The following is a 6,491-nucleotide window of genomic DNA, read 5'->3' as shown; positions in this document are numbered from 1 at the left end:
GCTAGCTTGTCGGTGGGGCCACATAGCATGGGCAGGGACCGGTATCTGTGGAGGGAAATTGGGTGGCTGATCGCCTCATCGTCAAGGGTGCGCGCGAGCACAACCTGCGCAGCGTTGATCTTGATTTGCCGCGCGACGCATTGATCGTCTTCACCGGGCTGTCCGGCTCGGGAAAGTCTTCGCTGGCGTTCGACACCATCTTCGCCGAGGGCCAGCGCCGCTATGTCGAGTCGCTGTCGGCGTACGCGCGTCAGTTCCTCGGCCAGATGGACAAGCCCGACGTCGACTTCATCGAGGGTTTGTCGCCGGCGGTGTCCATCGACCAGAAGTCGACCAACCGCAACCCGCGGTCGACGGTCGGGACCATCACCGAGGTCTACGACTATCTGCGGCTGCTGTACGCCCGCGCCGGCACGCCACACTGCCCGGTGTGCGGCGAGCGGATCGCCCGGCAAACACCGCAGCAAATCGTGGATCAGGTGCTGGCAATGCCCGAGGGCACTCGCTTCCAGGTGCTCGCGCCGGTGGTGCGCACTCGCAAGGGCGAGTTCGTCGACCTGTTCGAGAAACTCAACAGCCAGGGCTACAGCCGGGTGCGGGTCGACGGTGTGGTGCATCCGCTGACCGATCCGCCGAAGCTGAAGAAGCAGGAGAAGCACGACATCGAAGTCGTGGTGGACCGGCTGACCGTCAAGCCCAGCGCCAAGCAGCGGCTCACCGAATCTGTGGAGACCGCACTGGGTTTGGCCGACGGCATCGTGGTGCTGGAGTTCCCCGATCATGGCGGCCATGAACCCGATCATCACCGCGAGCAGCGGTTCTCCGAGAAGCTGGCCTGCCCGAACGGACATTCGCTGGCAGTCGACGACCTTGAGCCACGGTCGTTTTCGTTCAACTCGCCCTACGGCGCCTGCCCGGAGTGCAGCGGCCTGGGCATCCGCAAGGAGGTCGACCCCGACCTGGTGGTGCCCGACCCGGAGCTGACGCTGGCGCAGGGCGCGGTGGCGCCCTGGTCGATGGGACACACCGCCGACTACTTCACCCGGATGATGGCCGGCCTCGGCGAGGCGATGGGCTTCGACGTGAACACCCCGTGGCGCAAGCTTCCGGCCAAGGCGCGCAAGGCGATCCTGGAAGGCTGCGACGAGCAGGTGCACGTCCGCTACCGCAACCGCTACGGCCGAACCCGGTCGTATTACGCCGACTTCGAAGGCGTGATGGCGTTCTTGCAGCGCAAAATGGCGCAGACCGAGTCCGACATGATGAAGGAGCGCTACGAGGGCTTCATGCGTGACGTGCCGTGCCCGGAGTGTCAAGGGACGCGGCTGAAGTCGGAGATCCTGGCGGTGACGCTGGCTGCGGGGGAGCGGGGTAAGAAGTCCATCGCCGAGGTGTGCGACTTGTCGATCTCGGAGTGCGCGGAGTTCTTGAACGCGCTCACCTTGGGTCCTCGCGAACAGGCTATCGCCGGGCAGGTGCTCAAGGAAATCCAGTCGCGGCTGGGCTTTCTGCTCGACGTCGGGCTGGACTACCTGTGCCTATCGCGGGCCGCCGCAACGTTGTCCGGCGGTGAGGCGCAACGCATCAGGCTGGCCACCCAGATCGGCTCCGGTCTGGTGGGCGTGCTGTACGTGCTCGACGAGCCATCAATCGGTCTGCACCAGCGTGACAACCGTCGGCTCATCGAAACCCTCACTCGGCTACGTGATCTGGGCAACACATTGATTGTCGTCGAGCATGATCTGGACACCATCGCGCATGCCGACTGGATCGTCGACATCGGGCCGGGCGCCGGGGAGCACGGCGGCCAAATCGTGCACAGCGGAACCTATGACGAGCTACTGCGCAACAAGAACTCGATCACCGGCGCCTACCTGTCGGGCTCGGAAAGCATTGAGATTCCGGCTATCCGGCGACCCGTCGACAAAAGGCGGCGACTCACCGTCGTCGGGGCGCGAGAACACAACCTGCGCGAGATCGACGTGCCGTTTCCGCTCGGCGTGCTCACCTCGGTCACTGGGGTGTCCGGCTCCGGTAAGTCGACGCTGGTCAACGACATCTTGGCCGCGGTGCTGGCCAACAAGCTCAACGGCGCCCGTCAGGTGCCTGGCCGGCATACCCGTGTCACCGGGCTCGACCACGTCGACAAGCTGGTACGAGTGGACCAGTCGCCGATCGGGCGCACACCGCGCTCCAACCCGGCCACGTACACCGGGGTGTTCGATAAGATCCGTACCCTGTTCGCGGCCACCACCGAAGCCAAGGTCCGCGGCTATCAACCGGGCCGGTTCTCGTTCAACGTCAAAGGCGGCCGCTGTGAAGCCTGTTCGGGCGACGGCACCATCAAGATCGAGATGAACTTCCTGCCAGACGTGTACGTGCCGTGCGAGGTGTGCCACGGCGCGCGTTACAACCGGGAAACCCTCGAGGTGCACTACAAGGGCAAGACCATCTCCGAGGTGCTCGACATGTCGATCGAGGAAGCCGAGGAATTCTTTGCGCCGATTACCGGCATTCACCGCTACCTACGCACGTTGGTCGACGTCGGCCTCGGCTATGTGCGGCTCGGGCAGCCGGCGCCGACACTGTCCGGCGGCGAGGCGCAACGGGTGAAGCTGGCCTCGGAGCTGCAGAAGCGCTCCACCGGGCGCACCGTCTATATCCTTGACGAGCCCACCACCGGGCTGCATTTCGACGACATCCGCAAGCTGCTCAACGTCCTCAACGGGCTTGTCGACAAAGGCAATACCGTGATCGTCATCGAGCACAACCTCGACGTGATCAAGACGTCGGACTGGATCATCGACATGGGCCCCGAGGGCGGCGCCGAAGGCGGAACCATCGTGGCGGAAGGCACACCCGAGGATGTCGCGGCGGTGCCCGAAAGCTACACAGGCAAGTTTCTCGCCGAGACGCTTGGTGTGCCGGTCAATGCGACGCCACGGTCGAACCGGCGTCGCCGCGTCAGCGCCTAGCGGGTCGTATCGCGCCGAGTGTGTAGGTTGTGCCCGATAAGTCGACGAAATCGCGCCGACAAGCTGCACACTCGGCGGAACCTCAGCTCGGCGCTGCCCTGGACAGTCGCGACGGAAACCGCGGGTTGATCCGCACGCCGTCCAGCCAGGAGGTCAGTTCGGCCGCCCGCCGCTGCAACGCTCGCCGCGCATCACGGCCGGGGTCATCCAGAAGCTGGAGTTGCACGCGGGCATCGGCGTCCTGATACCAACCGCCCACCACCCGGCCGTTCCACCACGCAGTGGGGCCGGCGTTGCCGTTGGTGTCGAAAACCTGGTCGCCGCACTCACCCAGATACCAGTCGCGGTGATACCAACCCATAGTCGTGGCGTCGAGGCCGGGCAGCAGCGCACACCACGGCTCGACGTCAGGCTCCGACTCGAGGTCATCGGCCAGGGCGTAGCCGGACGTTCCGTTCAGGTCCACAAGCACCGCACCGATGTCGGTCAGCGCCTTGCGGACTGCAGTCAGCGTGCTGCCCAACCACCACTTGATGTCCTGTGCGGTGGCGGGCCCGAACGCCTGGAGCCACCGGCGGACCAGTTCAGCCCTGGCTGCGTCGAGAGACAGCGGCTCCGGTAGCACGGTGAGCCAGCTGGCGGCAGTGGCCCATCGTGGTCGCGATGTGGTCCAGGCTCCGTCATTGGGGCCGCGCACGATATCGCCGCGAGCAGAGAGCACGGTCAGTACTCGGGGAGCGACCGGAACCTCACCGCCCCAACGCTTTCCGGGCGCGGGATCGTAAGTCCCGGCTAGCTCGGGAAGCGCGGCCCGCAGTTCGGCCGCACTGGCAGGTCCATGCCCGGCCAGGTGGCGCACTACCGCGATGCACGCTCGGTCGGCCCAGCGGGCGCCGTCAGTAGCGATACCCGCCTTTTGTACATCGGCGATCAGTCGCCGACTCTCATTGTCCGCGACCCGGTCGCTGACCGCCGGCTGAACCATTGCCAGGTCGTCGGTCTTGACCAGCCAGAGTGTCCGCCGCATCGCCAGATGCTTGACGAGTGAACGCTTCGAGTACAGCTCGTCGTCGAGGTGGGTGGTGGTGAAGCCGGGGGATCGCGCCCACAGGGACAGGTAGGGAGTGGCCGGGTCAGTGGCGTGCAGGCCGACCAAAGTGGCAACAACTGAGCCGATCGGGTCGGCACGTGGTGAGATAGCCAGAAAATGCCTGCGCGCCAGGCGATTTCGTCGCTCGGCAACGCTGAATGTCCGCACCGCTTAGCGGGTGTCCTTGCGCATCGATTCGCGGATGGCAGCCAGCCGTTCGGCTGCCGCCTTTTGGCGTGCCTCGTACTGCTGCTCAATACTGCGTCCCTCTGGGCTTTCGGAATCCAACTCGGCTGCGCCGATTGATGTTTCGTATCGGGTCTCGATCTTCTCGCGGACCGAGTCGAATGTCGGTACGCCCGAGTTGTCGTAGCCGGGTTCGGCGTCCGGCGCTTCCGAACTGGTAGCAGCGCCAGGATCAACAGGGGGACGCTTCGGAGCGTCAGGCATCTGGACATGTTACCGCCGGGCTGGCTGCTGTCACCTCGGCTGGCTGGCTGCGCATCGGCCCGCGGTGACATAGCGTGCTAGGGGTGGTGGACTTCGCGCTGCGATCGTGTGGATTGCGCGGGCATGCGACATTTGCCCCCGACGAGCCGGCGCTGCGGGAGCGCTTGAAGGCCGATACCCCCGCCGGCGAGGCATGGCGCTGCTTGCGGTGCGAAACCTTCGTGGTAGGGCCTCCCCGCCAAAGCGGTCCGGCCGACACCGCGCCGGAGATCCCGCGGGGGCGAATGTTGCGGGACCGGACGTTGATGCGGGCGCTCGCCGTGGAACGGGCGATTCGGGGCGCCGTCTTTGTCTTGCTGGCGGCCGGCGTGCTCAAGGTGCGTGGCTCACGGGCACGGTTGCAGCAAGCGTTCGAGCAAGACCTTCCCTTGATCCGGCCGTTGGCCAATCAGATCGGCTGGGATCCCGACAATTCCAAAATCGTCCGCCACATCGTGCACCTGTTCGCGCTGTCGTCGTCGACGTTTTTGTGGATCGCGCTGGCGTTCGCGGCGTACGCGGTGATCGAGTTCGTTGAAGCCGTCGGGCTGTGGCTGGTACAGCGGTGGGGGGAATACTTCGCGGTGATCGCAACCAGCGTTTTCCTGCCGCTGGAGGTCTATGAGCTCACCGAAAAGATTACGGCTGTCCGCATCATCGCGTTCCTGATCAACGTCGTCGCCGTGGTATGGCTGCTGTGGAGCAAACACCTCTTCGGCCTCAACGGCGGCGCGGAAGCCTATCGGAAAGAACACCGGGCAGAAAGCCTGTTGACCGTGGAACGCGCGGGCCTGCGCGAAACCGCCGGCAAAACAAGCGGTTAGCCCTCCGCAAGCCGCTCGCGGTCGAGGTAGCGCACCATCTGCTGCCAGTACACCAATGTCAGCGCCATCTGCGCGGCGGTTGCCGCTGCCGCGGTGCCGAGCCGACGCCGACGCGCCGCGACGATTGCACACACGGCTGCGATGGACGTCGCGGCGCTGACGGCCAGCGCGGCGTCTTTGGGCCTGCGGGTGATCCAGAGCTCTTCGCCCAGCATCGCCCGAGTGGACCAGCCCTGCTCGTGGCCCGGCTTGCCGAAGAGCACCGGATTGACCACGAACCACAAACCGACCAATGCCGCGTAATCCCACCGTCGCGTCCAGACCGGCACCAGGACCAAGGGTGTGCTGGCCCAGCGTGTCCAGGCACTCCACGGATTGCAGTGACGGGCGAATATCGCGCGGCGGACCCCTGCGACCGATGTCACGCGCTACTTGGCTGCGGCGTGGCCGTGCGGTGCCGGCCCGGGAGCCGGCGCCCGCGGTGCCGGCGGCGGCGACGACTCGCTGGGTAACGGCACCCGTGCCACGCCGGGAGTATCGAGCTGGCCGGCCAGCCACGGCAGCGCGGTCGTGAACATCCCGGCGGCGAACGGCCAGTCGTGTTTGCCGGGCTGCGTGATCACCGCGCAGTCGATGCTGTTGGCGCGGCCGAGAGTGCACAGCGACTGCGCGGCCAACGCCTGCTCGTTGGCGTGGCCGGTGAGCAACCGGCCAGCGAGCGTGCCGGTGTCGGCGACGGCCACGCTGCGACGTGGCGCCGGCACCCCGTCCGTGTTGACCCCGAACCAGCCGGAAACTCCCGTGTAAGGGCCATGTCTTTTGATCACGGTGGTCGGATCGAACGCAGCCCACGCGGCGGCGTTCCCGCCGAACAGCCGGGCAATAGTCTGCGCCTTCGTCCCGGTGTTGGGGCCCAGATCCCCGGCGATGTCAACGAAAGCGCTGAACAGGTCGGGATGCATGACCGTCAGATCAACCGCGCACGTCCCGCCCATCGAAAAACCGACGACGCCCCAATTCGACCGATCCGGGCTGACCCCGAAGGTCGAAACCATGAAAGGCAGCACGTCCTTCGTGAGATGGTCGGCTGCATTGCCGCGGCTGCCGTTCACG

Annotated in this window: 6 protein-coding genes; 2 read left to right on the top strand and 4 right to left on the bottom strand. The window is 65.9% G+C overall.

The annotated features are described in order from the left end of the window. Positions 1-62 precede the first annotated feature (62 nt). Positions 63-2,975 carry an excinuclease ABC subunit UvrA gene (uvrA, locus tag VFA16_RS19920; protein WP_324969478.1) on the top strand — a complete coding sequence of 971 codons (2,913 nt, stop codon included), beginning with the start codon at positions 63-65 and terminating at the stop codon, positions 2,973-2,975. An 82-nt stretch (positions 2,976-3,057) separates the two neighbouring features. Here the strand turns inward: uvrA and VFA16_RS19915 are convergent, their stop codons facing one another. Both VFA16_RS19915 and VFA16_RS19910 read right to left on the bottom strand, forming a co-directional pair. Further along, entirely contained in the window at positions 3,058-4,233 is a 1,176-nt protein-coding gene (locus VFA16_RS19915) for a winged helix DNA-binding domain-containing protein (RefSeq protein ID WP_324969477.1), read from the bottom strand. A gap of 3 nt (positions 4,234-4,236) precedes the next feature. Continuing rightward, a complete protein-coding gene (locus VFA16_RS19910) occupies positions 4,237-4,515 on the bottom strand; it encodes a hypothetical protein (RefSeq protein WP_324969476.1) in 279 nt (92 codons plus the stop codon). Positions 4,516-4,598: 83 nt separating this feature from the next. Between VFA16_RS19910 and VFA16_RS19905 the strand changes: the two genes are divergently transcribed. Next, complete coding sequence (locus VFA16_RS19905) at positions 4,599-5,378, top strand: DUF2127 domain-containing protein (protein ID WP_324969475.1); 780 nt, start codon at positions 4,599-4,601, stop codon at positions 5,376-5,378. Here the strand turns inward: VFA16_RS19905 and VFA16_RS19900 are convergent. Beyond that, positions 5,375-5,803: a DUF6653 family protein gene (locus VFA16_RS19900; protein WP_324969474.1), complete on the bottom strand. Its 429-nt coding sequence runs from the start codon at positions 5,801-5,803 to the stop codon at positions 5,375-5,377. The genes VFA16_RS19905 and VFA16_RS19900 overlap by 4 nt on opposite strands. Positions 5,804-5,806: 3 nt before the next feature. Next, positions 5,807-6,491, bottom strand: a 685-nt coding sequence (locus tag VFA16_RS19895) for an alpha/beta hydrolase (protein ID WP_324969473.1), incomplete at its 5' end; no start/stop codon positions are given.

Origin of the sequence: Mycobacterium sp., assembly GCF_035653355.1 — a bacterium.
GTDB lineage: Bacteria > Actinomycetota > Actinomycetes > Mycobacteriales > Mycobacteriaceae > Mycobacterium.
The sequence above is the reverse complement of the archived record's forward strand: the minus strand, read 5'-3'. Positions and strand labels throughout refer to the sequence as shown.

Coding starts and splice junctions, on each gene's coding strand:
- VFA16_RS19910 (WP_324969476.1), bottom strand. CDS start 4,515: ATGCCTGACGCTCCGAAGCGTCCCCCTGTTGATCCTGGCGCTGCTACC.